This is a genomic window from Phenylobacterium sp. P4_E10 (assembly GCF_056401675.1).
Genome location: NZ_JBFUIW010000001.1, coordinates 282,440 through 306,552 on the forward strand (window position 1 = coordinate 282,440; position 24,113 = coordinate 306,552).

The 24,113-nt window shown below is 67.2% G+C and carries 28 protein-coding genes; 20 read left to right on the forward strand and 8 right to left on the reverse strand.

The window, feature by feature from the left end; genetic code table 11:
• Positions 1 to 11 precede the first annotated feature (11 nt).
• Complete coding sequence (locus AC1DQJ_RS01400; protein ID WP_477599514.1) at positions 12 to 695, forward strand: aspartate/glutamate racemase family protein; 684 nt, start codon at positions 12 to 14, stop codon at positions 693 to 695.
• Here AC1DQJ_RS01400 and AC1DQJ_RS01405 read toward each other — a convergent pair.
• The 6 genes from AC1DQJ_RS01405 to erpA all read right to left on the reverse strand — a co-directional run bounded on the left by AC1DQJ_RS01405 (position 692) and on the right by erpA (position 4,579).
• On the reverse strand, positions 692 to 1,333 hold the full coding sequence (locus tag AC1DQJ_RS01405; protein ID WP_477599516.1) for a hypothetical protein: 642 nt from the start codon (positions 1,331 to 1,333) through the stop codon (positions 692 to 694). The genes AC1DQJ_RS01400 and AC1DQJ_RS01405 overlap by 4 nt on opposite strands.
• A gap of 84 nt (positions 1,334 to 1,417) precedes the next feature.
• Positions 1,418 to 2,011, reverse strand: a complete 594-nt coding sequence (locus AC1DQJ_RS01410) for a DUF4126 domain-containing protein (RefSeq protein WP_477599518.1) — start codon at positions 2,009 to 2,011, stop codon at positions 1,418 to 1,420.
• A 65-nt stretch (positions 2,012 to 2,076) separates the two neighbouring features.
• Positions 2,077 to 2,883, reverse strand: a complete 807-nt coding sequence (locus tag AC1DQJ_RS01415; protein WP_477599520.1) for a DUF2145 domain-containing protein — start codon at positions 2,881 to 2,883, stop codon at positions 2,077 to 2,079.
• Positions 2,880 to 3,254, reverse strand: a complete 375-nt coding sequence (locus tag AC1DQJ_RS01420; protein WP_477599521.1) for a hypothetical protein — start codon at positions 3,252 to 3,254, stop codon at positions 2,880 to 2,882. The genes AC1DQJ_RS01415 and AC1DQJ_RS01420 overlap by 4 nt, the downstream gene beginning before the upstream one ends.
• Positions 3,255 to 3,318: 64 nt before the next feature.
• Positions 3,319 to 4,098, reverse strand: a complete 780-nt coding sequence (gene xth / locus AC1DQJ_RS01425) for an exodeoxyribonuclease III (RefSeq protein ID WP_477599523.1) — start codon at positions 4,096 to 4,098, stop codon at positions 3,319 to 3,321.
• A gap of 148 nt (positions 4,099 to 4,246) precedes the next feature.
• A complete protein-coding gene (gene erpA / locus AC1DQJ_RS01430; protein WP_477599524.1) occupies positions 4,247 to 4,579 on the reverse strand; it encodes an iron-sulfur cluster insertion protein ErpA in 333 nt (110 codons plus the stop codon).
• A gap of 78 nt (positions 4,580 to 4,657) precedes the next feature.
• Between erpA and AC1DQJ_RS01435 the strand changes: the two genes are divergently transcribed.
• The 12 genes from AC1DQJ_RS01435 (at position 4,658) to AC1DQJ_RS01490 (ending at position 15,960) form a co-directional block, all read left to right on the forward strand.
• Positions 4,658 to 5,827 carry a deoxyguanosinetriphosphate triphosphohydrolase gene (locus AC1DQJ_RS01435; RefSeq protein ID WP_477599526.1) on the forward strand — a complete coding sequence of 390 codons (1,170 nt, stop codon included), beginning with the start codon at positions 4,658 to 4,660 and terminating at the stop codon, positions 5,825 to 5,827.
• Positions 5,828 to 5,926: 99 nt separating this feature from the next.
• Positions 5,927 to 6,748 (forward strand): cell division protein FtsN, encoded by an 822-nt coding sequence (gene ftsN / locus AC1DQJ_RS01440; RefSeq protein ID WP_477599528.1) that lies wholly within the window; start codon positions 5,927 to 5,929, stop codon positions 6,746 to 6,748.
• Positions 6,745 to 7,764 carry a beta-N-acetylhexosaminidase gene (nagZ, locus tag AC1DQJ_RS01445; protein WP_477599529.1) on the forward strand — a complete coding sequence of 340 codons (1,020 nt, stop codon included), beginning with the start codon at positions 6,745 to 6,747 and terminating at the stop codon, positions 7,762 to 7,764. The genes ftsN and nagZ overlap by 4 nt, the downstream gene beginning before the upstream one ends.
• Positions 7,761 to 8,564 carry a segregation and condensation protein A gene (locus AC1DQJ_RS01450; RefSeq protein WP_477599531.1) on the forward strand — a complete coding sequence of 268 codons (804 nt, stop codon included), beginning with the start codon at positions 7,761 to 7,763 and terminating at the stop codon, positions 8,562 to 8,564. Before nagZ ends, AC1DQJ_RS01450 begins: the two co-directional genes overlap by 4 nt.
• Complete coding sequence (gene scpB / locus AC1DQJ_RS01455) at positions 8,561 to 9,205, forward strand: SMC-Scp complex subunit ScpB (protein WP_477599533.1); 645 nt, start codon at positions 8,561 to 8,563, stop codon at positions 9,203 to 9,205. Before AC1DQJ_RS01450 ends, scpB begins: the two co-directional genes overlap by 4 nt.
• Positions 9,206 to 9,303: 98 nt before the next feature.
• Positions 9,304 to 9,510 (forward strand): twin-arginine translocase TatA/TatE family subunit, encoded by a 207-nt coding sequence (locus tag AC1DQJ_RS01460; RefSeq protein WP_477599535.1) that lies wholly within the window; start codon positions 9,304 to 9,306, stop codon positions 9,508 to 9,510.
• Positions 9,511 to 9,587: 77 nt separating this feature from the next.
• Positions 9,588 to 10,112 (forward strand): Sec-independent protein translocase protein TatB, encoded by a 525-nt coding sequence (gene tatB, locus AC1DQJ_RS01465; protein WP_477599537.1) that lies wholly within the window; start codon positions 9,588 to 9,590, stop codon positions 10,110 to 10,112.
• Positions 10,109 to 11,050: a twin-arginine translocase subunit TatC gene (tatC, locus tag AC1DQJ_RS01470; protein WP_477599539.1), complete on the forward strand. Its 942-nt coding sequence runs from the start codon at positions 10,109 to 10,111 to the stop codon at positions 11,048 to 11,050. The genes tatB and tatC overlap by 4 nt, the downstream gene beginning before the upstream one ends.
• 88 nt (positions 11,051 to 11,138) lie before the next feature.
• Complete coding sequence (serS, locus tag AC1DQJ_RS01475) at positions 11,139 to 12,467, forward strand: serine--tRNA ligase (RefSeq protein ID WP_477599541.1); 1,329 nt, start codon at positions 11,139 to 11,141, stop codon at positions 12,465 to 12,467.
• Entirely contained in the window at positions 12,464 to 13,243 is a 780-nt protein-coding gene (surE, locus tag AC1DQJ_RS01480) for a 5'/3'-nucleotidase SurE (protein WP_477599543.1), read from the forward strand. The genes serS and surE overlap by 4 nt, the downstream gene beginning before the upstream one ends.
• A gap of 8 nt (positions 13,244 to 13,251) precedes the next feature.
• Positions 13,252 to 13,917 carry a protein-L-isoaspartate(D-aspartate) O-methyltransferase gene (locus AC1DQJ_RS01485; protein WP_477599545.1) on the forward strand — a complete coding sequence of 222 codons (666 nt, stop codon included), beginning with the start codon at positions 13,252 to 13,254 and terminating at the stop codon, positions 13,915 to 13,917.
• A gap of 96 nt (positions 13,918 to 14,013) precedes the next feature.
• Entirely contained in the window at positions 14,014 to 15,960 is a 1,947-nt protein-coding gene (locus tag AC1DQJ_RS01490) for a LysM peptidoglycan-binding domain-containing protein (protein ID WP_477599547.1), read from the forward strand.
• A 27-nt stretch (positions 15,961 to 15,987) separates the two neighbouring features.
• Here the strand turns inward: AC1DQJ_RS01490 and AC1DQJ_RS01495 are convergent, their stop codons facing one another.
• A complete protein-coding gene (locus AC1DQJ_RS01495; RefSeq protein ID WP_477599733.1) occupies positions 15,988 to 16,827 on the reverse strand; it encodes an ATP-binding protein in 840 nt (279 codons plus the stop codon).
• 179 nt (positions 16,828 to 17,006) lie between these two features.
• Here AC1DQJ_RS01495 and yajC point away from each other — a divergent pair, with 179 nt between their 5' ends.
• The 6 genes from yajC (at position 17,007) to AC1DQJ_RS01525 (ending at position 21,660) form a co-directional block, all read left to right on the forward strand.
• On the forward strand, positions 17,007 to 17,294 hold the full coding sequence (gene yajC, locus AC1DQJ_RS01500) for a preprotein translocase subunit YajC (protein ID WP_477599735.1): 288 nt from the start codon (positions 17,007 to 17,009) through the stop codon (positions 17,292 to 17,294).
• Positions 17,295 to 17,309: 15 nt separating this feature from the next.
• Positions 17,310 to 18,908 (forward strand): protein translocase subunit SecD, encoded by a 1,599-nt coding sequence (gene secD, locus AC1DQJ_RS01505; protein ID WP_477599549.1) that lies wholly within the window; start codon positions 17,310 to 17,312, stop codon positions 18,906 to 18,908.
• Between the two features lie 10 nt (positions 18,909 to 18,918).
• Positions 18,919 to 19,857, forward strand: coding sequence for a protein translocase subunit SecF (gene secF / locus AC1DQJ_RS01510; RefSeq protein ID WP_477599551.1), 939 nt, complete (start codon positions 18,919 to 18,921; stop codon positions 19,855 to 19,857).
• Positions 19,858 to 19,866: 9 nt separating this feature from the next.
• Positions 19,867 to 20,226, forward strand: coding sequence for an Mth938-like domain-containing protein (locus AC1DQJ_RS01515; protein WP_477599553.1), 360 nt, complete (start codon positions 19,867 to 19,869; stop codon positions 20,224 to 20,226).
• Between the two features lie 72 nt (positions 20,227 to 20,298).
• Entirely contained in the window at positions 20,299 to 20,904 is a 606-nt protein-coding gene (locus AC1DQJ_RS01520; RefSeq protein WP_477599555.1) for a urate hydroxylase PuuD, read from the forward strand.
• 63 nt (positions 20,905 to 20,967) lie between these two features.
• Positions 20,968 to 21,660 (forward strand): squalene/phytoene synthase family protein, encoded by a 693-nt coding sequence (locus AC1DQJ_RS01525; RefSeq protein ID WP_477599557.1) that lies wholly within the window; start codon positions 20,968 to 20,970, stop codon positions 21,658 to 21,660.
• Between the two features lie 30 nt (positions 21,661 to 21,690).
• On the opposite strand, the gene trmFO is transcribed toward AC1DQJ_RS01525, so the two are convergent.
• Positions 21,691 to 23,097: a methylenetetrahydrofolate--tRNA-(uracil(54)-C(5))-methyltransferase (FADH(2)-oxidizing) TrmFO gene (trmFO, locus tag AC1DQJ_RS01530; RefSeq protein ID WP_477599559.1), complete on the reverse strand. Its 1,407-nt coding sequence runs from the start codon at positions 23,095 to 23,097 to the stop codon at positions 21,691 to 21,693.
• A 128-nt stretch (positions 23,098 to 23,225) separates the two neighbouring features.
• On the opposite strand from trmFO, the gene AC1DQJ_RS01535 reads away from it, so the two are divergent.
• Positions 23,226 to 24,110 carry a hypothetical protein gene (locus AC1DQJ_RS01535; protein WP_477599561.1) on the forward strand — a complete coding sequence of 295 codons (885 nt, stop codon included), beginning with the start codon at positions 23,226 to 23,228 and terminating at the stop codon, positions 24,108 to 24,110.
• The last annotated feature ends 3 nt before the right edge of the window (positions 24,111 to 24,113 follow it).

The window sequence follows — 24,113 nt, forward strand, 5'->3', positions numbered from 1 at the left end:
ATCCAAGCCCCATGCGCACAGTCGGACTGCTTGGCGGGATGAGCGCCGAGAGCACCACGCTCTACTACCAGGCCATGAATCGCCTGGTGCGCGAACGGTTGGGCGGACTGCATTCGATCGAGTTGCTGATGTGGTCGGTGGATTTCGCGCCGATCGCCCGGATGCAGGCCGACGGCGACTGGGAAGCGGCCGGCGAGGTGCTGGCCCGGGCTGCGGCCCGGCTCGAAGCGGCCGGGGCGCAGGCGATCATGATCGGCGCCAACACCATGCACATCGTCGCCGACCAGGTGCAGGCGGCGATCGGCGTGCCGCTGATCCACATCGCCGACGCCACGGCCGATGCGGTCAAGGCGGCCGGCTGCTCGCGACCGCTGCTGCTGGCCACCCGCTTCACCATGGAGAAGGCCTTCTACCGCGACCGGCTGAAGGCGCAGGGCGTCGAGGCGGTGGTCCCGGAGCAGGCCGACCGCGATCGGCTGCACGCGATCATCTATGACGAACTTTGCCAGGGGGTGATCTCCCCGACCTCCAAGACCGAGGTGCTCGGGATGATCGCCAAGGCCGCCGCCGCCGACTGCGTGATCTTCGGATGCACCGAGGTGGGGCTGCTCCTGGCGCCGGAGGACCTGAGCCTACCGGTGGTCGACACAGCGCTGGTCCACGCCAAGGCCGGAGTGGACTTCGCGCTCGGCTAGATCAGCTTCTCGTCGTTGTTGAGGTGGAAGGGCGGCTCGTCGTCGTCCGGCTCGGGGCGGTCTTCCGGGGCGGGATGCAGGGGGCTCGGCCCCGTGGGGGGCGTGCGCGGCGCAACCGGACGCCGCAGGATCGCTTCGGCGCGGGCCAGCCAGCGATTGGCCTCCTGCATGGCCTCGGCCGGCGAGGTGGCGCGCCGTCGGGCCTCGTCGCCCGCCAGCCAGAGGTCGAGGTCGAAGTCGGGGTGGTGCGGGTCGTCGAAGATCAGCCGCAAGGTCACACGCGCGGCGTGCTCCAAGGTCTGATCGAGGGCGCGGCGCGGCTCGCCGCGATAGGCCCTGGCCAGCACCTGGCCGTCGACGATGACTTCCGCGCCCATCAGTTCGTCGAGCCGATAGATCAGCAGCCAGCCGCCTGCGTCCCAGGCGACCGCCATCAGGCCGGTCGAGACGTTAAAGCCAGCGCCTCGGCCGCGGCCGCGCGCCACGATCACCGCTTCCGGCGGCCCCTTGAGGACGCGCTTGAGCGCGCGCCGGATGCGCCGCTCCTCGTCCATCAGCCAGATCGCCACACTGCCCAGGACGGTGACGGCGACGCCCGCGAGAGCCAGCAGCAGGAAAAGCCTTGGCCATTCGTTCATGAGGCGACGCTAGCGGGCGGCGACTGAACTGTCATCTCGATGGTGTCTTGTTTGATGGACGACCTCAGCCCGCCAAACTTGGGGCTAGAGCTCCGACCACCACCGCCGCATGCGGTTCAGCATTCTCCAGCTCAGGTAGATCAGGCCTGTTGCGGTGAGCAGCAGGGTGAGCGCCACGGCGATGGCGATCTCCGGCTGGCTCAGCACCAGCCAAAGGCCGCCCGCGGTGACTACGTCTTCGACGCCGCTGACGGCGATATTGCTGACCGGCTCTGGGCTGGTGTTGACCACCGCCCGCGCGCTGGCTTTTGCGCTGTGACTGAGCAGGGCCGCGCCGCCGCCGAACAGGAAGACGACCACCTGCCAGGCCGGGTCGTGGGCGTCGACCACCGCCAGGGCCAGCAAGGCGCCGCCGATGGGTCGGATCAGGGTGTGCGCCCCGTCCCACAGGCTGTCGAACCACATGACCTTGTCGGCGACGAGTTCGGCGACAGCGCCGAAGGCGGCCACGCCGATGACCCATGGATTGGCGAGGGCGTCGAGCGCCTGAACCTGCTGAGGCAGATCGAGCAGACCATAGCGCATGGCCAAGCCCGCGGCCGCTACGCAGGCATAAAGCCGCCAGCCGGCCAAGAAACTCAGGCTCGCGGCAACCCCAACCAGCTCGACCGCGCCCATAGGCCGATCTCTCCCAGCAGCATCCCAGCGGGCAGGCTAGCCCCGATCCGACCCCAGCAGAAGCTTCAGGGCTGGTAGTTGAAGATGTAGGCTTCCTGCAGGAGTTTGTTCTGGCGCATGAACTCGGCCAGGGACTCGTAGGTCGCCGTGCGGATCGTGGCGTCCTGATCGTCGGTGCGCAGGCGCTGGTCGGCAATCGGTCCGAACAACCGCATGACCGCATTGGCCTTCACGACGGTCGGCTGATAGTGCGCCTTCAGATTGGCGGTGATCCGCTGCGGGTCGTCGGTTCGCCAGATCGCGGCGCCAATGACGTTGGCCATGAAGTTGTTGCAGTTCTGGTACTTGCGAGCCCAGGGATTGGCGACCAGCGAATAGGCCGGGTTGTGGACCTTGGCGTAGGTCGGGCTGTCGATCACCGTCAGGATGCGGCGCTGCATCTCAGGGCTGGGAATGATCACCGCCATGTCGTTGACGGTCGAGCCGCGCGTGAAGTCGAGCGGGAAGTCCTGCACCAGCCGGCTCTCGGTCTTGGCCCAGTTCTTTCCGTCGCCGGCATAGAGGTTGTAGACCGCGTAGCCCTTCACCGTGCCGCCGTCGGCGGTCTTGATGTCGCGATAAACCCAGAAGGCGCCGTGGGTGTAAGAGATGCCTTCCGGCAGTTGGTCGCGCATGCGGCCGGCGCGGAACACCATCGCGACCCGCGCGCCCTTGGACGCCAGGTCGCGCTCCAGTTGCTTGGAGAAGTCGGCCGCCTGTTGGGCCGTGAAGTGCGGGACGATGGCCCGGGCCGAACTGTCCTGGGCCAGCGCCGCCGGCGCCGAGGTCATTCCGATGGCGAGCGCCGAGAGCGCGGAGAGCAGAACCCTCATCGCGGTTTCTCAGCCTGATAGGGCACCGCCGGCATGGGATCGGGCGACACCACCACCTTGTCGTCCACCTTCAGTGGGCCCGAAGCGAACTCCGCCGAGGCGCCGGCGGCTTCCGAGACATTGGCGCCGCCCTCGACCGAGGCCGCGCCAGCGCCGACCACAGCTGAGCCGCCCACAACGGACACCCCAGCGGCGACGCTGACTGGAACGGCGGCGACGCCGACCACGGCTTGGACGCCGGAAGCTGTCAGAGCTGCGGCTGCTTCGGACGAGGCGCCGCCGGCCGTGGAGGCGTTGGTGGCGCTGTCCTGCGCCAGCGCGGGGTCCGAAGCAAAGGCGAGACCGACGGCCACGAGCACTAGAGATCGCATGGGATCCCCCTTCGATTGCGAAGCCTTGCTATAGCCCGCAACCGCCTGAACCGGAAATGAACCCTCAGAGATCGAGCTCGACCACGACGGGCACGTGATCGGAGGGCTTCTCCCAGCCGCGCACGTCCTTGTGGATTATGCAGGCGCGCAGCAGGTCGGCGGCCTGGGGCGAGAGCAGGGCGTGGTCGATGCGGATGCCGTTGTTCCGCTGCCAGGCGCCGGCCTGATAGTCCCAGAAGGTGTAGGCTTCAGGGTGGCCGTCGACGGCCATGAAGGCCTCGGTGTAGCCGAGCCACTGCAACGAGCGGAACGCGCCGCGGCTCTGCGGCTGGAACAGCGCATCGCCGAGCCAGTTTTCCGGATGGGCGGCGTCGCGCGGCTCGGGAATGACGTTGTAGTCGCCGACCAGGGCGACCGGTTCCTCGTAGTTCAGCAGTTCGCGGGCGCGGGCGTTAAGCCGCTCCATCCAGCGCAGCTTGTAGTCGAACTTCTCAGTTCCGATCGGATTGCCGTTGGGCAGATAAATCGAGGCCACCCGCACTGGCCGCGGGCCGGAGACCACCGCTTCGAGATAGCGAGCGTGGTCGTCGGCGTCGTCGCCCGGCAGGCCCTTGCGGACGTCTTCCAGCGGTGACTTCGAAAGGATCGCGACGCCGTTGTATGACTTCTGGCCGTGGACGGCGACGTTGTATCCCAGTCGCTCGAAGGCCTCAGCCGGGAACTTTTCGTCGACGCACTTGATCTCCTGCAGGCATGCGACGTCCGGAGCGGCCTCCTCGAACCAGCGCAGCACCGTCTCAAGGCGCGCATTCACAGAGTTCACGTTCCAGGTGGCGATGCGCATCGGGGGCTCCGGATTCGGTTGGCGAAGCTAGAAGGCCCGCGAACGTCGCTCAAGCCCCAGGACGGGTGGTGGGAAGTGGCCGACGATAGCGACAAGGTCCGCTGGTTGCTGAACACCAAGCCGGCGCGTCGCTCCGGCGACGCCCGTGCTAGATCGAAAAGCTGACGCCGCAGCCGCAGCTGGACTTGGCGTTGGGATTGCGGACCTTGAACTCGGCGCCGGCCAGTTCGTCGACGAAGTCGATCTCAGAACCCTTCAGCAGCACCAGCGACATCTCGTCCACCAGGGCCGCGGCCCCGTCGCGCTCGATCTTCAGGTCGTCCGGCTGCGCCACATCGACCAGGTCGAACTGATACTGAAAGCCCGAGCAGCCGCCGCCTTCGACGGCCACGCGCAGCATGATCGGCTTGCCTTCGGCGGCGCCGATGGCGTGCAGCCGCTTAGCTGCGGCAGGAGATAGGGTCAGGTCGGTCGTAGTCATACTGTGGAAAACCTCTGCCTGGACTATATGAGATCGCCAAGCCCTTAGTCCAAGAGGGCGTCTTCAAGCCGAGACCAGATGATCCCGCCCCGCGCGCCCTACGCTGAAGATCCCACCAATTCGCTGGGACGCAAGATCGCCGAGCCCGAGAGCCGAACCCGCACGCCGTTCGCCCGTGATCGCGACCGGATTATCCACGCTACGGCGTTTCGGAGGCTGAAGGAAAAGACTCAGGTCTTCGTAGCGCACGAGGGCGATCATTTCCGCACCCGCCTGACGCACTCCCTGGAGGTCGCGCAGATCGCCCGGTCGCTGGCCACCGCGCTGGGGCTGGAGCCGGACCTGGCCGAGACCATCGCCCTGGCCCATGACCTGGGCCACCCGCCGTTCGGCCACGCCGGCGAGGACGAACTGCAGATCCAGATGGAGAAGTACGGCGGCTTTGATCACAATGTGCAGACCTTCCGGGTCGTCACCAAGCTGGAGCGCCGATATCCGGGCTGGGAAGGTCTGAACCTGACCTGGGAGACCCTGGAAGGGGTCATCAAGCACAACGGCCCGGTTGCCGATAAGCTGGATCGGCCATCGTGGAACGCTATCGCCGAGTTCGACAAGGACTATGACCTCGGCCTGTCCACCTGGGCTTCGGCGGAAGCGCAGGTCGCGGCCTTGGCCGACGACATTGCTTACAACAATCATGACGTGGACGATGGTGTGGCCGCGGGGCTGTTCACCCTGGACGACCTGCTGAACGTGCCGCTGATCGGGCCGATTCTGGCCAGCGTGTACAGGGACTATCCAGGCCTCGATCCGGTCATCACCCGCCTTGAGGCGGTGCGGCGCATGATCGGGGCGATGGTCGACGACGTGCTGGCTGAGACGCATCGACGCGCCGCGGCCGCCCAGGTCGGCTCGGCCGAGGACGTGCGGAACATGGACCACGCGCTGGTCTCGTTCTCGCGGGACATGCTGGAAGACCTCTCGCGGCTTCGCGAGTTCCTGATGGCGCGCATGTATCGGCACTGGAAGGTGAACCGGACCCGCAGCCAGGCCCGCCGCATTCTCGCCGAGATGTTTCAGTTGTTCATGGCCGAACCCGACGTTCTGCCAACGGAATGGTTCGCTCGCTCGCAGAACCGCGACGAGGCCGGCCGGGCCAGGGTGGTGTGCGACTACATCGCCGGCATGACCGATCGGTTCGCCATCGAAGAGCACCGCAGACTTTTCCACCTCGACGTCTGGAATTAGACGACAGGCTGGCTTCGGAAGCCGGGTTCCCTTCGGTAAAATCACCGAAACACCGCATGCGATTCGCACCGCGGTCCCGAGACTTCTTCGGAGCCTTCCATGTCCGACCCCGATCGTGGCGCCTATACGCCGCCGACCGACGCGCCGCTCTCCTTCGATGCGCGCCAGCCGGTGCGCGGCGGAGGTCCCGCGCCCGTGATGTTGATACTCAGCGCGCTCGTCCTGATCGCGCTGGTGGTCGCCATCTTCATGTTCTACCGCTCCGGCGTGCGCGAAGCGGGCCAGCCGCCGCGCACCGTCGGTGAACCGGTCGCCGAGATGAAGGGCCCGCCGCCGGCAGAAGCCCAGCCCGCCGACCCCGCTGCCGGCCTGCAAATCTACCAGTCCGAGAACGGGGAGGCCGCCCCGGCCTCCCCGAACTTCACCGCGCCGCCTGAACAGCCGCAGGCGAGGCCCACTGTGGCTGTGCCGCCGCCGCGTCCGGCCCCGACCGCGCCGATTTCGGCGGCTCCCCTGGCCGCCGCTCCGGCCGCGCCGGCCGCCGGCGCGCTGAAGCCGGCCGTGCAGCCGCCGCCGCTGGTCGCCGCTACACCGGCGACCAAGGTGGTTGCGCCGCCCGCTAAGCCCGCGACTCCTGCGCCGAAGTCCATCGATCAGGCCCTGGCCGCAGCTCCCAAGCCGACCGGCGGTGCGGCCGCCGTGCAGATCGGAGCCTTCTCGTCCCAGGCCCTGGCCGACAGTGAATGGTCGAAGGCCGTCAAGACCTCCGGCGGCGCCGGCAAGGGCAAGAAGGTCGAGGCGGTCCAGAAGGGATCCTCCACGCTCTACCGCACCCAGGTGACCGGCTTCGCCAGCCGCGCCGACGCGTCCGCCTTCTGCGACAAGCTGAAGGCGGCCGGTAAGAACTGCTTCGTGAAGTGACCCACGCCGCGATCCTCGGCTGCTCGGGCCTAAGCCTGTCCCGCGAGGAACAGGCCTTCTTCCGCGACGTGCAGCCGTGGGGGTTCATCCTCTTCGCGCGCAACATCGACACGCCTGATCAGGTCCGGCGCCTGGTTGATGAACTGCGCGCGACGGTCGATCGGCCGGACGCTCCGGTGCTGATCGACCAAGAGGGCGGCCGCGTCCAGCGTCTGGGGCCGCCGCACTGGCGCCGCTATCCGCCGGGCCGGGCCTATGGGGAACTGTCGGCCAACGACCCGCTGCTGCGCCGGGAGATCACCCGGCTCGGTGCGCGACTGCTGGCCTACGATCTGGCGGCCCTGGGCATCAACGTCGACTGCGTTCCGGTGCTGGACGTGCCGGTAGAAGGCGCCCACGACGTGATCGGCGACCGCGCCTACGCCAAGACGCCTGCGGGCGTGGCGCTGATGGGCCGCGCGGCCTGCGAGGGCCTGATCGCTGGCGGGGTGCTGCCGGTCATCAAGCACATTCCCGGACACGGCCGGGCGATGGCCGACAGCCACCTCGACCTGCCGGTAGTCGAGACGCCGTATGACGAGCTCGACGCCTGGGACTTTGCGCCGTTCAAGATGCTGTCGGACATGCCGATGGCGATGACCGCGCACGTGGTCTACACCGCAGTCGATCCCAAGCGGCCCGCCACGACCTCGAAGAAGGCGATGCGCGAGGTGGTTCGCGGAGCCATCGGCTTCGACGGCCTGGTGATGAGCGACGATCTTTCCATGAAGGCGCTGGGCGGCGAGTTCGCCGACCGCGCGCGGCTGTCGCTGGCGGCCGGCTGCGACGTGGTCCTGCACTGCAATGGCGACATGGCCGAGATGCAGGCGGTGATCGGCGGGACCAAGCGCCTGTCCGGCCCGGCCGCGCGGCGCGCCTCGGCCGCCCTCGGCCGTCTGGCCAAGGTCGCCGAACCATTCGACATTGGCGAGGCGCGCGCCCGATTCGACGCGGCGTTCGAGGGACGGTTCGCATGAACGTCTTCCAGCCCAATCTCGATTTCGACGCGGCCAACACCGCGGCCGAGGACGGTGAGGCGCTGGTTATCGACATCGACGGCTATGAAGGGCCGCTGCATGTCCTGCTGGCCCTGGCCCGCAATCAGAAGGTCGACCTGCTCCAGCTTTCGATCACCCGGCTGGCCGAGCAGTATCTCTCGTTCGTTCAGCAGGCGCGGCGGGTTCGTTTCAGCCTGGCGGCCGACTATCTCGTGATGGCGGCCTGGCTGGCCTACCTGAAGTCCCGGCTGCTGCTGCCCAAGCCTGAGCGGCCCAAGGCCGAGGAGCCGCCCGCCGAGGAAATGGCCGCCCAACTGGCGTTCCGACTGGCCAAGCTCGACGCCATGCGCAAGGCCGCAGACACTCTGAAAGACGCCGCCCAGCTCGGCCGCGAAGTGTTCGTGCGTGGAGATCCTGAGGCGATCAAGGTCATTCCATCGACACGGCTGGAGGGAGACCTCTACGGCCTGATGAGCGCCTATATCGACCAGCGCCGCAAGGAGCAGGGGCGCCACTACACCCCGCGAGTTCAGCAGGCCTATCCGCTGGAAGACGCCCGCGACCGCCTGCGCGAGATGCTGCCCGATCTGGGCCGTTGGACGCCGCTGACCGGGGTCGCGCCGCTGCGTCCGACAGGGGAGGGGCCAAGCCAGGCCTCCTATGTAGCGTCTACGCTCTCGGCCAGCCTGGAGCTGGTCAAGGAAGGGGCGCTGGAGACCCGCCAGCTCGAGGCCTTCACCGACATCTATCTGCGCGCCCGCAAGGAGCTGCGGCCGTGACCCAGACTGCCGCCCGCCAGGTCGAGGCCTTATTGTTCGCCGCCGCCGGGCCGCTGAGCCTGGAGGATCTGGCCAAGCGGTTGCCGGCCAATGCGGATGTCGAGGGCGCGATCGCCCTGCTGCAGGAGCGCTATGCGGGCCGAGGCGTCGAACTGGCCTGCGTGGCCGGGCGCTGGCGTTTTCAGACTGCCGAGGACCTAGCCTTCCTGATGACCGAGGAGCGCGAGGAGCCGCGCCGGCTCTCCAAGGCCGCGCAGGAGACCCTGGCGATCATTGCCTACCACCAGCCGGTCACGCGCGCGGAGATCGAGTCGGTGCGCGGCGTGCAGGCCAGCCGTGGAACCCTGGACGTCCTGCTGGAGCTAGGCCTGGTGCGGATGCGCGGCCGGCGCCGTACGCCGGGGCGACCAGTCACTTATGGCACCACCGAGGCGTTCCTCGAGCACTACGGCTTGGCCAATCTCGGCGATTTGCCGGGGGTGGCGGAGATGAAGGCGGCGGGGCTGCTGAGTCTCGACTTGCCGCCGGACTTCAACGTTCCGAACCCAGCGGCGCTGGGAATGATCGAGGAAGACCCGCTGGACGACGAGGCGCCCGAGTTCCATACAGATTTCCTGGGCGGAGACGATCCGGCGCACTAGGACGCGTTGGCGTCTTGTAGCGCGAACGACTATATTCGACTTGAACAAGGGCGGGCGCGCGGCCGAGGTCGGCCGCCGACGTTAAGGAGTTTGGCCTTATGGGCTCATTTTCGATTTGGCATTGGCTGATCGTTCTGGTCGTCGTGGCGCTGATGTTCGGCGGTCGCGGCAAACTGTCAGGCATCATGGGCGACGCCGCCAAGGGCATCCGCGCCTTCCGCGACGGCCTGAAGGATGAGCCGACCACCACCGCCGACGCTTCCAAGCCGCTCCCGGAGCGCGAGAAGGACGAAGCGCGCAGCTGATCGCGCCGTCTTCCCCAAAGGTTTCGCCCGCGCCGGTTCCGATCGGCGCGGGCTCTTACGTCTAGGCTGCCTCACGAATGCTTCCCGATATCGGCGGGCTTGAACTTCTGGTCATCGCGGCGGTCGCCCTGATCGTCGTGGGTCCCAAGGACCTGCCCATCATGCTGCGCAAGCTCGGCCAGTTCACGGCCAAGGTGCGTGGAATGGCCAACGAGTTCCGTGCCAGCTTCGATGAGATGGCGCGCCAGTCCGAGCTCGACGAGTTGCGCAAGGAGGTCGAGGCCATGCGCCGCGGCCAGCTGTCCGACATCGCCGCGGCCGACGCCTCCAAGGCTCAGGTCGACCAGGTCTTCAAGGAGATCGGCGACAGCCTGGAAGGCTCCAACGTCCAGTTTCATCCGCCGATGAGCCACCAGTACGACGCGCCGGCCGAGCCCGCCGCGGACGAAACTGTGGTCGAGGCGCCGGTCGCCGAGGCGCCCAAGCCGAAAGCGCCGCGCGCGGCCAAGCCGAAGGCGGAAACGGCTGCAAAAGCAAAGGCGTCCGCTGAAAAGCCGAAGTCCGCAGCGAAGCCGCGCGCCAAGGCCGGAGCCAAGGCGTGAGCGATCCCCATAACTACGATGAGGCCGACATCGAGGCCTCCCGCGCGCCGCTGTTGGATCACCTGATCGAGCTGCGTTCGCGATTGATCATCTGCGTCGTGGCGATGGCGCTGGGGTTTGCGCTCTGCTTCGGCTTCTCCAAGCAGATCTACATGTTCCTGCTGCATCCGTTCGCCATTGCAGCCCAGTTGCTCGCGGCGGACCAGGCGGCGCACGCCCACCAGGCCAGCGGCTTCGAGCCGATGCGGTTCCTGTCTGGAACCAAGGACCTGTTCCTGGCCCTGGTCGGTTTGCGCGAAGTTCCGGACGCGGCGGGCGCAGAGAAGCTGAAGCTGGTCTTCACCGCGCCTCTGGAATTCTTCTTCACCAAGCTGAAGCTCGCCGGCTTCGGCGCGGTGGTGGTCACCTTCCCGGTGCTGGCCTGGCAGATCTACAGCTTCGTGGCGCCTGGCCTTTATAAGCGCGAGCGCAAGGCGTTCATCCCGTTCCTGATCGCCTCGCCGACCTTGTTCCTGACGGGCGCGGCGCTGGTCTATTACGTTATTCTGCCCTTCGTGCTGTGGTTTTCGCTGTCGCAGCAAATCGTCGGCGACGCCTCGGTGACGGTCGAACTGCTGCCGAAGGTCTCCGACTATCTGAGCCTGGTCACGACCCTGCTGCTGGCCTTCGGGCTCTGCTTCCAGCTGCCGGTGGTGCTGACCTTGCTGGGCATGGCCGGGATCGTGTCGTCTAAGGCTCTAGCGGCCGGGCGACGCTATGCGATCGTCGGGGTCTTCGTGGTCGCCGCGGTGGTGACCCCGCCCGATCCGATCAGCCAGACCATGCTCGCCGTGCCGATCATCCTGCTCTACGAGGCTTCGATCTGGTGCGTGCGCATCATCGAAGCGCGCCGCAAGCGCGAGGATGAGGAGGCCGGCCAGGACATCGTGGCGGTCTAGAGTTTCACCTGAGCCCCCCTGAGGAGGGGTTGGCCCGCTAACCAACGCGCTCTAGAGAAGTCCGCTCATTCCCACCTGCGGCGGACCCATGCACGACATCCGAGCCATTCGCGAAACCCCCGAGCTTTACGAGAAAGCATGGGCTGCGAAGGGACGATCCGGCGCCGCCGCCCAGGCCGTGGAGCTGGACGCCAAGCTGCGCGCCGCCAAGCTCGCCCTCGAGACCGCTCAGAGCCGCCGCAACGAAGCCTCCAAGCTGATCGGCCAGGCCAAGGCCAAGAAGGACGAGTCCGAGGCCCAGCGCCTCATGGCCGAGGTCGAGCAGTTCAAGACCGTGCTGGCCGAACAGGCCGAGCTCGAGGGGCTCGTCTCAGGCGAACTCCAGAACTTGCTGGCGTCGCTGCCGAACCTGCCCATGCCCGACGTCCCCGAGGGCGCCGACGAGAACGATAATGTCGAGGTCCGGCGGTGGGGCGAACCCAATGCGATCGCCAATCCCAAGGACCACGTTGACCTCGGCGAGGCCCTCGGCCTGATGGACTTCGAAGCCGCCGCCCGGATGAGCGGCGCGCGCTTCACGGTGCTGAAGGGCCAACTGGCCCGGCTCGAACGGGCCCTGGGCCAGTTCATGCTCGACATGCAGACCCAGGAGCATGGCTACACCGAGGTCTCGCCGCCGCTGATGGTGCGGACCAAGGCGATGTTTGGCACCGGCCAGCTTCCGAAGTTCGCCGACGACCAGTTCGTGGCCTTCCCGGGCGCCCAGACCGCTCACGCGCTTGAGCTGGAGAAGCTTGATGAGGCTGACGTCCGCTGGTTGATCCCCACCGCTGAGGTCTCGCTGACCAACCTCGTGCGTGAGCAGATCACCGCGGAGGAGGAGCTGCCCCTGCGCCTCACGGCGCTGACGCCCAGCTTCCGCGCCGAGGCCGGCGCCTCGGGGCGCGACACCCGCGGCATGATCCGCCAGCACCAGTTCTACAAGGTCGAACTGGTCTCGATCACCACGCCGGAGGAGTCCGAGGCCGAGCACCAGCGAATGGTTGGCTGCGCCGAGGCCGTGCTGAAGGCCTTGGAGCTCCCGCACCGAACCATGCTGCTCTGCGCCGGCGACATGGGCTTCGGCGCCCGCAAGACCTACGACCTCGAGGTGTGGATTCCGTCGGAAGGCCGCTATCGAGAGATCAGCTCCTGCTCGAACTGCGGCGACTTCCAGGCCCGGCGGATGGACGCCCGCACCAAGAAGGCTGGCGAGAAGGGCACCCGCTACCTCCACACCCTGAACGGCTCTGGCCTTGCTGTCGGTCGCACCCTGGTCGCGGTGATGGAGAACTATCAGGACGAGCAGGGCCGCATCGCCATTCCGCAGGCGCTGCACCGCTATCTGCCTGGCCTGACCCACATTGGTGGCGAATGAGGATTCTCCTCACCAACGATGACGGCATCCATGCTGAGGGCCTGGTGGCCCTGGAGAACATCGCCCGCGAGCTGACCGACGACATCTGGATCTGTGCGCCGGAATACGAGCAATCCGGCGCTAGCCGCGCCTTGACCCTGGCTGATCCCGTGCGGGTGCGGCGGCTGGACGAGCGGCGCTACGCCACGACCGGCACGCCGACCGACTGCGTGATGCTGGCGGTGACCGAGCTGATGGGCGGCCTGCGCCCGGACCTGGTGCTGTCGGGCGTCAATCGCGGCGCCAACCTGGCCGAGGACGTGACGCTGTCGGGCACCGTCGCTGGCGCCATCGAGGGCATGGCCCTGGGCATCCCCTCAATCGCCCTCTCGCAAACGGGCTGGCCGCTGATCGACGGGCAGGGCATGTTCGAGCCTTCCGAGCGCTTCGGGCCGGGGATCGTGCGGCGGCTGGTGGAAATCGGCTGGCCCAAGGACGTGGTGATGAACGTCAATTTCCCCTCGCGGCTGCCGGACGAGATCACCGAGGTGGAGGTCACCCGCCAGACCTTCCGCGACGTGGCCGTGCGCCACGCTGAAAAGCGGACCGACCTGCGTAACCGTGATTACTATTGGATGGGCTTCCGCAGCGAATTGTCGCAGCCGGCCGAGGGAACGGACCTGCGGGCCATTTACGACGGTAAGATTTCTGTCACCCCCTTGCATATCGACCTGACTCACGCCGAAACCGTTCATCGCCTGAAAGGCGTGCTCGGGGGCGCGCCGCCGAAGGCCTGAAGGCGCACATGGCCAAACACGAGAGCGACGAAAATGGGCGGGACGAGCAACTCGCGCGGCTGATCCTGGCCTTGCGCTCTCAGGGCGTCACTCAGGCATCGGTGCTGAACGCACTGGAGTCCACTCCGCGTGAGATCTTCACCCCGGACCTCTTCAAGGAAAGGGCCTTCGAGGATTCGGCTCTGCCGATCGCCTGCGGACAGACGATCAGCCAGCCGTTCATCGTAGGACTGATGACCCAGGCGCTGCAGGTCGAACCGCGGGCGCGCGTGCTAGAGATCGGCACCGGTTCCGGCTACCAGACTACTATCCTCTCCAAGCTGGCCCGGCTGGTTTACACGGTCGAGCGCTACCGCACCCTGATGGGCGAGGCCGAGGGGCGCTTCAAGCAACTGGGGCTGACCAACGTCATCACCCGCTTCGGCGACGGCGGCCAGGGTTGGCCCGAGCAGGCGCCTTTTGACCGCATTTTGGTCACGGCGGCGGCGCCGGATGAGCCCAAGGCCCTGCTTTCGCAACTGAAGCCCTCGGGCATCCTCGTCGCACCAGTCGGACGGGGACCCGTTCAGAAGCTGATCCGCTATCTCGGTGACGGGGAGGGGGGCTTCAGGGCCGAAGTCATGACCGACGTCCGCTTCGTTCCTCTGCTCGACGGCGTCGCCAAGGAGCCGTGAGGTGCGACTAATTGGGTTGGCTTCGGTGTCGGCCGTAACCCATCATTAACCCTGACGCCTCGACTGATTCCGATCCAAATCTCCCCCGGAGCGGCGATGACGCTTTTTCTTCCGCGCACTGTTCTGTTTCTCCTGGCCGGCACGGCGCTGACCGCCTGCACGACGGTCGAGCCTGTGCGCCCGAGCTATCCTGTTCGTCCCAGTCCCTCGCCTAGCCAGCCTGCTCCGATCACACAGCCGCCGGCCGCTGCGAGCCAGGAGGCGGCTCCGGAAGCCCGGCCGACTGCGCCCGTGGATTCCGCGCCGCTGCCGACCATTCAGCCGGCCCGTCCGCTGCCGCCGCCGACCACCACCACTTCGCCGCCCCCAGTCAGCCAGCCGGCCCCGCCGCCTCCGCCGGCCACACAGACCGTCACCCGCGCCACGGTGGCCGGGAAGGTCGTGGAGACCGCCGGCCCGGCCAAGCAGTACACCGTCAAGAAGGGCGACAACCTCGACGCCATCGCCCGCAAGCTCGGCGTCGACCGCAAAGAATTGGCCGAGGCCAACAATCTCAAATCGCCCTACGCCCTGAAGCCCGGCCAGACGTTGAAGGGCCCGAAGGTCGGAAGCGCCAAGGCTTATGTGGTGGGGCAGGGCGACACCCTGTTCGCCATCGCCCGTCGGTTCAGCGTGACACCCGCCGCCATCGCCGAGGCGAACGACCGCGACGTCAACGCGCCGCTCAGCGCCGGGCAGAAGCTGCTGCTGCCGGAAGGCTACAAGGACAAGGGCCCGACCGTGGTCCGCACCCGAGTTCCGGCGGCCACCTCCAGTCTGAACGAACAACTCGCCGCCCAGACGCCGCCGACCCCGCCGCGCGCCACGCGTCCGACCCCGCCACCGCCGGCCGCTGAAGAGGTCGAGGAGCCGGCCGCCACCACCACCGTGCGCAAGGTCACCGGCAAGGTGGTCGACACTACGGGCAAGCCGCGGTCCTACACCGTCAAGAAGGGCGACAATCTCGACGCCATCGCCCGCGATCTGGACACCACGCGCAAGGACCTGGCGGACGACAACAAGCTCAAGGCCCCCTATGCGTTGCAGCCGGGGCAGGTCCTGAAGGGCCCGCCCACCAAGGCCAAGGCCTATGTCGCCGACCAGGGCGACACCCTGGCCATGATCGCCAAGCGCTTTGGCGTCACCCAGAAGGCGCTGGCCGAGGCCAACGGCCTCAAGGTCGGTGCGCCGATCAAGGCGGGACGCCAGGTGATCCTGCCGGCTGGCTACCGCGATCGCGGTCCGATCCGCGAAGAGGTGGCGGCGCCCAAGCCGAAGCCGGCTCCGGCGCCGTACACGCCGCCCGCGACGCCGCCCTACACCCCGCCGTATTCACCGCCGCCTGCCGCGCCGACGCCGCAGGCGAGCCCGCCGCGGACTGAGCCGGCCCTGCCGCCGGTGCGGCCGGCCATGCCCCCGCGCGAGACTCCGGCCCCGGCCCCGGCGCCCACGCCAACCCCAGTCCCGCCGCCCGTCACGCGTCCGGTTCCGCCGCCGACCACCCGTCCGATGCCGCCCGCCACCACGCCCACGCCGACTGCGCCGACGCCTACACCGCCGCTCGCGGCCGGCTCGACGCCCAGCGACGCGCAAATTTCCAGCTTCGGACGCGGTCGGTTCATCTGGCCGGTGCGCGGCGACATGGTCTCCGATTTCGGGCCCAAGGGGACCGGCCAGCGCAACGACGGCATCAATATTCGCTCGCCGATGGGCGAGGCGGTTCGCGCCGCCGCCGCCGGCGACGTGGTCTATGCCGGCGACCAGGTGCCCGGCTTCGGCAATCTGGTGCTGATCAAGCATACCGACGGCTGGGTCACCGCCTACGGCCACATGTCGCGAGTCGACGTGAAGATGCAGCAGAAGGTCGTGCAGGGGCAGCAGATCGGCCAGGCCGGCGCGACCGGCGGCGTCACCGAATCGCAGCTGCACTTCGAGGTCCGCTACGCCCCGACGCCGCAGGATCGTGCGCGTCCGGTCGATCCCAAGCTGGTCTTGCCGAAGTAGGGCGCCCCGCCTTCCGCTCGAGGTCGCCTACAACGGCAGCGGCTTGCCTTGTTCGCCAGCCAGGTCGCGGATGAACTGGTAGGCGACGCGGCCCGAGCGTGAGCCGCGCAGCTGCGCCCATTGCAGGGCTCGGCGGTCGAGCTCCGGATCGGCCAGCCCATACCGCTGCGCGTAGGCGTTCACGGCGGCGAGATAGGTCGCCTGGTCCATCGGCGGGAAGCCGACCCACAGGCCGAAGCGGTCGGAGACGCTGACCTCCTCCTCGGCGTCCTCGGCCGAGGCGACGAGGCCGCGGTCCTCGGTGTTGGTGCGCGGCATCAGGTGGCGGCGGTTGGAGGTCGCCACGAACATCACGTTGGCCGGCGGGCCGGAGACGCCGCCTTCGAGCGCCGACTTGAGCGCCTTGGCGGCCGCTGCGCCTTCTTCGAACGAGAGGTCGTCGCAGAGCACCACGAAGCGCTCGTCGCGCCCACGCAACACGTCGAACAGGGCGGGCAAGGCGGTGACCTGGTCGCGGTCGACCTCGACCAGCTTCAGGTCCGCGTTCGTCTTGACCACCTCCATGAAGGCGGCCTTGGCCAGCGAGCTCTTGCCGGTGCCGCGCACGCCCCACAGCAGGGCGTGGTTGTAGGGCACGCCGCGGGCGAAGCGTTCGAGGTTCTCCACGAAGCGGGATTTCTGGCGATCGACCCCCAGCAGAGAATCGAGCGGCAGCGGATAGTCGGGCGCGGAATGGAAGCCGCCGGTCTCGGGATCGTGACGGAAGAGACGCGCGCCGGCGAAGGCGGGGGCTACCTTGGATGGCGGCGCCAGGCGTTCCAGGGCTTCAGCGATGCGGGTGAGGATCGATTTTAGCGCGTCTTCCATGCCTGCGGTGCTTAGCGGCACAGGGCTTCCATTGCAAAACGAAGACGCAGCGCATAGCTTCCGCCGACTTGAAATCCGGGCCGAGACGCGCCCGACTTTATGAGCTTCGGAGCGCCATGTTCGCCACTCCCGCCTTCGCACAGACCGCCGCAGGCGCCGCTACCGGCGGCCCGCAGGACATGCTGATCCAGTTTCTGCCGCTCGTCGGCCTCGTGGTGCTGTTCTACTTCCTGATGATCCGCCCGCAGCAACGGCGGATGAAGCAGCACCAAAGCATGATCACCAACCTGAAGCGGAACGACACAGTCGTTCTGAACTCGGGCGTGATCGGCAAGGTCGTGCGCGTGGAAGACAAGGAAGTCGGCCTTGAGATCGCTCAAGGGGTCACCGTCAAGGTGGTCAAGGGTATGATCGCCGAGGTCCGCGTCCGCGGCGAACCGGCTCCGGCCAACGACTCCAAGGCCTAAGGGCTCGACCTTCTCATGATGAATCTTTCGCGCTGGAAGGTGATCGCCGTCGTATTCGCGGCGATCTTCGGCGTGCTGTTCACGCTGCCGAACCTGCTCCCGGCAGACGTCCGCGAGAACCTGCCTGGCTTCATGCCCAAGCAGACGCTCAATCTTGGCCTCGACCTGCAGGGCGGTTCGCACCTGCTGCTCGAAGTGGATACGGCGGCGCTCAAGAAGGAGCGACTGACCAATCTGCTGGAAGATGTCCGCACTCAGCTGCGCGAGGAGAAGATCGCCTTCGCCGAGCTGCGCGAGGTCAACGGCGAGGTTAGCGTCCTCATCAACGACCCGGCGCAGACCAATCTGGCGATCAACAAGCTGCGCGCCGCAGTCGCAGCCCCGACTGCCGGCGGCGGGCCCAGCGGCGTCAGCATCACCTCTGATGGCGGCGGCCGTATCCGCCTGTCGCTGTCGCAGGACGCCATGAACGCCGAGGCCGGCCGCGCGGTCGACCAGTCGATCGAGATCCTGCGTCGCCGGATCGACGAACTTGGCACCCGCGAACCGACTATCGTCCGTCAGGGCGTGAACCGCATCGTCGTCCAGGCTCCCGGCGAAAGCGATCCGAGCCGTCTGCGCGCCGTCATCGGCAAGACCGCCAAGCTGACGTTCCAGATGGTCGACGACAGCGTCAGCCTCGAAGAAGCTATGGCTGGCCGTATCCCGCCGGGCTCCGAACTGCTGCCCAGCGAGGACGGCTACACGCCTGCAGTCCTGGTCAAGAAGCGCGCGCTGGTCACCGGCGAGATGCTGACCGACGCCCAGCAGTCGTTCGAGCAGCAGACCGGCCAACCGGTCGTGTCGTTCCGCTTCAACGGACAAGGCGCGCGCCGCTTCGGCGACGCCACGGCTCAAAATATCGGCAAACGCTTCGCGATCGTGCTCGACGGCAAGGTGATCTCTGCTCCGGTCATCCAGAGCGCGATCACCGGCGGCAGCGGCCAGATCAGCGGCAGCTTTACGCCGCAGAGCGCCAACGACCTCGCCATCCTGCTGCGCGCCGGCGCCTTGCCTGCGCCGCTGAAGGTGGAGCAGCAGTCGACCGTCGGAGCCGAACTCGGCGCCGACGCCGTGAAGGCGGGCATCCTCTCGCTGGCCATTGGCGGCGTGGCGATCATCGTCTTCATCATCCTCGCCTACGGCCTGTTCGGCTTCTTCGCGGCTATCGCCCTGGTGGTGAACGTGCTGTTGATCCTGGGAATTATGTCGTTCACGCAGGCGACATTGACCTTCCCCGGCATCGCCGGTCTGATCCTGACATTGGCCGTGGCGGTCGACGCCAACGTGCTGATCTACGAACGGATACGCGACGAAGCGCACGCGGGACGCTCACCCATATCGGCGCTGGAGCATGGCTATTCCCGCGCCCTGGTCTCGATCATGGACGCCAACATCACCAGCGCGATCTCAGCGCTGATCATGTTCCAGTTCGGCTCGGGCCCGATCCGCGGCTTCGCCTGGACCTTGCTCATCGGCGTCGTCACCTCGGTGTTCACGGCTGTCGTCATCACTCAAGTGCTTATCGGCTGGTGGTTCCGCACCACTCGGCCGAAGGCGCTGCCGATCGTATAGGGTTCAGAACATGTGGCCTCTGATCCGACTGCTGCCGCGCGAGTTCCACTTCAACTTCGTGGGACTGGCGCCCTATGCGGCGATCTTCTCGGCGATCCTGATCGTCCTCTCCGGCGCCTCGTTCTTCACCAAGGGCCTGAACCTTGGCATCGACTTCATCGGCGGTTCGATGATCGAGGTGCAGACCAAAGGCCCCGCCGACATCGGCAAGCTGCGTCAGACCATGATGCGGGTCGGCGGCGAAGACGCGCAGGTCCAACAACTCGGCGCCCCCAACGGCGCCATGTTGCGCTTCCGCACCGCGGATGGCGTGAACCCCGTCGAGGGCGCTGACCGCATCAAGGCCGAGCTGACCAAGACCTTCCCCGGCATCACCTTCAAGAAGGTGGAAGTCGTCGGACCGAAGGTCTCGGGCGAGCTGATGCAGGGCGGCTTCATGGCCCTCGGCGTCGCGGTGTTCCTGATGCTGCTGTACATCTGGTTCCGCTTCCAGCTGCAGTTCGGCTTCGGCGCGGTGGTGGGCGTCTTCCACGACGTCCTGCTGACCCTCGGCATGCTGTCGTTCACGCACCTCGAGTTCTCGATGACCTCCATCGCGGCGCTCCTGACCGTGATCGGCTACTCGATGAACGAGAAGGTCATCACCTTCGACCGGCTCCGCGAGAACCTGCGCAAGTACAAGACCGCACCGTTGGGCGAGGTCATCAACCGCTCCGAGAACGAGCGTCTGTCGCGGACCCTGATCACCGGTTCGACGGCGATCCTGGCCCTGTCCGGCGCGCTGTTCTTCGGCGGACCGGTGCTGCTGCCGCTGGTCGTGACTATGGTGTTCGGCATCATCGTTGGCACCTACTCGTCGATCTACGTGGCCCTGCCGATCATCCTGCTCTGGGGTGTGAAGCGCGGCGACGAGCCGGCCGAGCCGCTCAAGCCCATGGCCGCCCGCTAGGGGCGCGCCATGGCTCGCGACGCGCCTCAGATCGACACCTATGGAGACGGCGGCTTCCGCCTCTCCACGGGCCGTCACGAGGGTTCGCTGCTGATCCTGCGCGACGAAGCTCGGCCCTGGCCGGTCCGGTCCATGGCCGAGCTCTCGCCCGAGCACTTCGCGGAGATCATCGAGGCCGGCCGCGGTGAGGTCGAATTCGTGCTGCTGGGCGCCGGCGCGGCCAACGCGCTGCCGCCGCGGGCGGTGCGCGAGGCCCTGCAGCGCGCAGGGATCGGCCTGGAGTTCATGGACACTCCTACGGCCTGCCGGACCTACAACATCCTCACCGCCGAAGGCCGCAAGCTCGCCGCTGCGTTGATTGCGGTCTAGCTTAGCTATCGTCCCCGGACGAAACGGCCTATATCCAAGCGCCTAGGGCTGGAATCGCGAGGGGCTTGAGTCATGTCCGGACTACTATCGAATTTCCGCAACACCATGATCGTGAGCTTCATTCTCGCGCTTATCATGATCGCGGGCTACATGAGCCACTACGGCTCCACCGACCTGATCTTCTGGCAAGCCGTGTTCCGCTGGCTGCACACCTTCTTCGGCATCCTGTGGATCGGCCTGCTGTACTACTTCAACTTCGTCCAGATCCGGAAAATGCCGGACATTCCGGCCGAGCTGAAGCCGGCGGTCTCCAAGTACATCGCGCCCGAGGCGCTGTTCTGGTTCCGCTACGCGGCGCTCGCCACCTGGATCATGGGCGTGATCCTGGCCTTCAACCGCGGCTACCTGGTGCAGGCCTTCACGCTGGGCGCGCTGGACGGCTTCACGGTGCCGCAGCACACCTTCATCGGCGTCGGTATGTGGCTGGCGACGATCATGTTCTTCAACGTCTGGGTCTTCATCTGGCCGAACCAGAAAATCGCCCTGGGTCTGGTCGAAGGCGACGCCGACGCGAAAGCCAAGGCCGGCAAGCTGGCCATGCTGTTCTCGCGCACCAACACCCTGCTGTCGCTGCCGATGCTGGTCACCATGACGATGAACCAGACCATCTTCGGCTAAGCCGACGAACCGTCTAAGATCGGAAGGCCCGCCTCACCTGGCGGGCCTTTTGCATTTGTAGTGATGTCCGAACCCGAAGCCACTTCCGACCTCGACGCCCAGACCCACCGCGTCGACCCCGACCGCTGGCTGTCCAGCCGATTCATCGCCGATCCGTTGGCGCGCGCCGATGTGATCGCGATCTACGCCTTCGACCATGAGCTCGGCCGCGCGCCGAAGGTGGCGTCCAACGCGCTGATGGGCGAAATCCGGCTGACCTGGTGGCGCGAGGTGCTCGATGAGGCCTATGGCGGCCGCCCGGCGCGTCACCATCCAACCGCCCAGGCGCTGACCGCTGCGATCGCCCGATGCAACCTGCCGCGCGGACCGCTGGAGACGATGATCGACGCCCGCTATCGGGAGCTCGATCCTGCGCCCATGAACCTCGCCGACGCCCTTGAATGGGCACGGGGGACCGGCGGTGCAGCAGCGCAGGCCGCAGCCCTAACGCTCGATCCCACGACCGATCTGGACAAGGTGGCGAGGGCCGGCGAAGCCTGGGCGATCGGCCGACTGATGGGCACGGCGGGCATGGAGGGCGAGGCGGCGCAGGCGGCGCTGACCGAGGCGCTGGGCGCTGCGCAGAACGTGTCTGTCTCAGCTTTCCCGGCTGTGGCGCACGCGACCTTGGCGCGGCTTCGCGCCAAGGGGCGTCTGCCGTCCGAGCTGGAGACACGGGCGCGGCTGTTGTGGGCGGCGTTGAGCGGAAGGCTGTAGTCCGCTCAAGCTCCTCCCCGAGGTGTTCCGCTACTCCGCCGCCATCGCCGGCGCGCCCTCGACCCAGTGGCCGAGGTCGGCGAGGGCGCGTTCGCCCATGGCCAGCTTCTTGTTGCGGCCGCGCTCCTTGGAGCCGATGCGGCTACCGTCCTCGCGGCGCTTGGGCCCTGCCTCATCCAGCGGCGGCAGCAGGCCGTAATTGATGTTCATCGGCTGGAACGAGCCCTTGCCGGCGTCGATGTGGCCGCCGGTGATGTGCCCGATCAAGGCGCCCAGCGCGGTCGTCGCGGGCGGAGCTTCGATGGGATTGCCCAGCCGCTCAGCGGCGGCAAAGCGGCCGGCGAGCAGGCCGATGGCGGCGCTCTCCACATAACCCTCGACCCCGGTCACCTGGCCGGCGAAGCGCAGGCGCGGCTGGCTCTTCATGCGCAGCTGGGAGTCCAGCAGCTTGGGGCTGTTCAGGAAGGTATTGCGGTGCAGGCCGCCGAGGCGCGCGAAGACCGCCTTCTCCAGGCCCGGGATCATCCGGAAGATGTCGGTCTGGGCGCCGTGCTTCAGCTTGGTCTGGAAGCCGACCATGTTCCACAAGGTGCCCAAGGCATTGTCCTGGCGCAGCTGAACGATTGCGTGGGCCTTCACCTCCGGATCGCGCGGATTGGTCAGGCCGACCGGCTTCATCGGGCCGTGACGCAGGGTCTCGCGGCCGCGCTCAGCCATAACCTCGATAGGCAGGCAGCCGTCAAAATAGGGCACGTTCTCCCAGTCCTTGAATTCGGACTTCGGACCGGCCAGCAGGGCGTCGATGAAGGCCTCGTACTGGGCCTTGTCCATCGGGCAGTTGATGTAGGCGGCGGTGTCGCCAGCCGGGCCGGCCTTGTCGTAGCGCGACTGCCGCCAGCAGATGTCCATGTCGATCGAGTCGAAGTTCACGATCGGGGCGATGGCGTCGAAGAAGGCCAGCTCGCCTTCGCCGGTCAGCTCCAGAATTGCGGCCGACAGGGCGGGCGAGGTGAGGGGACCGGTGGCCACGATGACGCTGTCCCACTCTGGCGGCGGCAGGCCGGCGACTTCCTCGCGTTCGATGGCTACCAGCGGGTGGGCCTCTAGGCGCGCTGTGACTGCCTGCGAGAACCCGTCACGGTCCACGGCCAGGGCGCCGCCGGCGGGCACCTGATGAGCGTCGCCGCAGCCCATGATGATTGAACCGAGCTTGCGCATCTCGGCGTGCAACAGGCCCACAGCGTTGCCCGTCCAGTCATCGGCGCGGAACGAGTTGGAGCAGACCAGTTCGGCCAGGCCGTCGGTCTGGTGCGCGTCGGTCTTACGGACGGGACGCATCTCATGCAGGACGACCGGAACTCCGGCCTGGGCGACTTGCCAAGCGGCCTCGGAACCGGCCAGGCCCCCGCCGACGATATGAACAGGTTGGATCGACATGCGTGACTAACTAGCAACGTTCCGACGACTTCGCGAGCTAGGCCTTGCGGGGGGGCGGCTGCACCACCAGAATCCGCAGCCAAACAGCGGCCGACTCGTTATTAGCGAGGACTGGCCTGGGGATTGAAATGACCGCGTTTTCGGCGACTGACGCCGCCTTTGAAGGTTTCCGCATCACCCGCGAGAAGCCGAGAATTCTGCTGATCTGGGCGGGGTTCTACCTGATCATCAGCTTCCTCATGCCTATTCTGCTGGTGACCATGGGCGGTCAGGACCTGATGGCGCTGGAAGCGGCCGCCAACAGTCCAGACGCCGATCCGGCCGCCGCGCTTCAGAACCTTGCGGCCTTGGCCCCGATGTACGCGATCCTGCTGCCGGCCGGCCTGGCCGTGCAGGCGGTGCTCGCCGCGGCGGTCTATCGCGCCATCCTGCGCCCGTCGGAGTCGAGCTACGGCTATCTGCGCCTCGGCTCGGACGAGATGCGCCTGGCCGTGCTGACGCTGATCTACTTCCTGCTCACTGCGCTCGCGGTCGTGGCCGTGGTGCTGGTCGGGGGCATCGCTGCGGGGGTCGCCTATTCGGTGATGGGATCGCCGGTGATCGGCGTCGCGCTCGGCCTGTTCTTCCTGGGGCTGCTGTTCTTCGCCGCCGTGCGTCTGTCGCTGGCCCCGGTGATGACCTTCGCCGAGGAGCGGATCACCGTCTTCGAGTCATGGCGCCTGACCAAGGGCCAGTTCTGGAAGCTGGTCGGAGCCTATGCCCTGGCGATCGCCAGCGTGGTGGTGGTGCTGATGCTGGCGACCGTGATCTTCATGGCCATCGCTGCGATCGCGGCCGGCGGCGATATCGCCGCGGTGGCGACTATCTTCACGCCCGACCTCAGTTCGGTCGGCTCCTATTTCACCGTCCCGATGATCGCCTACACGATCTTTGGCGCCTTCCTGAACGCGTTCTACTACGCCGTTCTGGTGGCTCCCGCGGCCGTGGCCTATCGGGAGCTCACCAAGGCTTAGGCC